This window comes from Synechococcus sp. R3-13, from assembly GCF_047462195.1.
Taxonomy (GTDB): domain Bacteria; phylum Cyanobacteriota; class Cyanobacteriia; order Thermostichales; family Thermostichaceae; genus Thermostichus.
Map to the genome: position 1 here is coordinate 1 of NZ_JANSIO010000359.1, position 1,987 is coordinate 1,987.

Annotated in this window: 2 protein-coding genes; both read left to right on the top strand. The window is 59.0% G+C overall.

Annotated features, from left to right (window positions below):
* Positions 1-496 (top strand): cytochrome c biogenesis protein CcdA (locus tag NW856_RS10900; protein ID WP_414400248.1); only part of this gene is annotated, 496 nt, incomplete at its 5' end.
* A gap of 111 nt (positions 497-607) precedes the next feature.
* Positions 608-1,978 (top strand): cytochrome c biogenesis protein, encoded by a 1,371-nt coding sequence (locus NW856_RS10905; protein ID WP_414400250.1) that lies wholly within the window; start codon positions 608-610, stop codon positions 1,976-1,978.
* Positions 1,979-1,987 lie beyond the last annotated feature (9 nt).

Here is a 1,987-nt window from a genome sequence, read left to right on the forward strand (position 1 = left end):
GGCTGGGGTGGCTTTTACCCTGACCCTGCTGGGTTTGTCGGCAGCTTTGCTGGGTCGCGTTTACGGACAAACCGGATCCTTCGGGCCTGTTGTGGTGGGGGGAATTGCCATCTTGATGGGGCTGAACTTGTTGGAGGTGCTCCCCCTGCGTTTTCCCGATGGGTTTAACCGCCTCGAGATTCCCGGAGAATGGCCCAGGTTAGGCCGGGCAGTGTTGCTGGGGTTAACCTTTGGCCTGGTGGCCTCTCCCTGCAGTACGCCGGTTTTGGTGGCTTTGCTGGCCTGGGTTTCCACCACAGGGCAACCCTGGGTAGGGGGTGGGCTGCTGCTGGCTTACGGGCTGGGGTTGGCCTTTCCCCTGCTCCTGGCGGGGGTGTTTACCGGAGCGGTGAAGCAACTGTTGGCCTTGCGGCGCTGGTCGGGCTGGCTCACTTATGCCAGTGGGGTGGTGTTGGTGGGGTTCGGCAGCGTAACAATCTTGTCGGCTTGGGCCTAAGGGATCCCTGCTGCTGCAGGCTAAGATGGGGCTACACCTACAGCACCCTGTTGGGGACTGCACCTTGCCTGGCAAGAGCAGCGGTCTGAATCTTAAGCCGACAAACTTCTCATGGTCATATACTCTCTCCCGCTTGCCCGCTGGGTTTCCTCGCTGCGGCGGTACTTTCGTCATGAGCTGCTGCCGCTGCTGGCGGATCTGCGCCTGGCCATTGGCCTTTTGTTGGCGATTGCGGTCTTGAGCGCCACCGGCACGGTAATTGAGCAAGAGGAAACGGCGGCTTTTTATCAAGCCCACTATCCAGAGCATCCGGCCCTGTTTGGCTTTCTCACCTGGCGGGTGATCCTGAGCTTGGGATTGGATCACGTCTACCGCACCCCTTGGTTTCTGGCCATTTTGATCCTGTTCGGCAGCAGCCTTATCGCCTGTTCCTTTACGCGCCAGTGGCCAATGCTCAAGGTGGCTCGCCGTTGGAGCTATCTCACCCGTCCGCAGTCTTTTCAGCGCCTGCCGTTTCGGACGTATCTGCCTCAGCAATCCTTACAAGGTCTGCCGGAGCGGTTGCGCCGACAGGGCTATCTGGTGTTTCAGGAGGGCCATTACCTCTACGCCCGCAAGGGGTTAATCGGCAGGATCGGCCCCATCTTGGTGCATGTCAGCATGCTGCTGATCTTGCTGGGGGCGATTTGGGGCAGCATTAGCGGCTTCAAGGCCCAAGAACTCATTCCCAGCGGCGGCGTGGCTTCCATTCAACACTTGACCGGAGCAGGGGATCTGGCTCGCGCTCACTTGCCTACCTGGCAAATTCGGGCCAATCGCTTCTGGATTGACTACGCTGCCGATGGCCGTGTCAAGCAGTTTTATTCCGACCTCTCGATCTTGGATCAGGGTCAGGAGGTCAAACGTCAGACCATTTCCGTCAACCATCCTCTCTCCTACCGGGGTGTGACCCTTTACCAAGCCGATTGGAGCATCGACAGCATCCGCATCCGCGTCAACAATAGCCCCACTTTTCAAATCCCGGTGGTGCCGGTGCGCACCGAGGCAGGCAACAAACTCTGGGGCGCTTTTGTGCCCACCCAGCCGGACATGAGCCAGGGCCTCACGCTGCTGCTGCCGGATTTGCAGGGGACAGCCCTGCTCTACGACACTGAAGGGCAATGGATGGGATCCCTGCGCCAAGGCATGAGCTTGGCCCTCGACGAGGTCGCTCCCCAACGCTTCCCCAACCCCCTCACTCTGTATCTGGATGAGGTGATCGGCGCTACCGGACTGCAAATTAAATCGGATCCAGGGATCCCTGCGGTGTATCTCGGATTTGGCCTGTTGATGGTGGGGGTGGTGATGAGCTACTTCAGCTACAGCCAAATCTGGGCTTTGCAAACGGAGACGGGGCTCTACTTGGGGGGCAAAACCAACCGGGCCTTGGTCACCTTCGAGCGAGAATTCGACCGCTTGGTGGAGCATGACTCTAGTCAATAATAAGCTCAA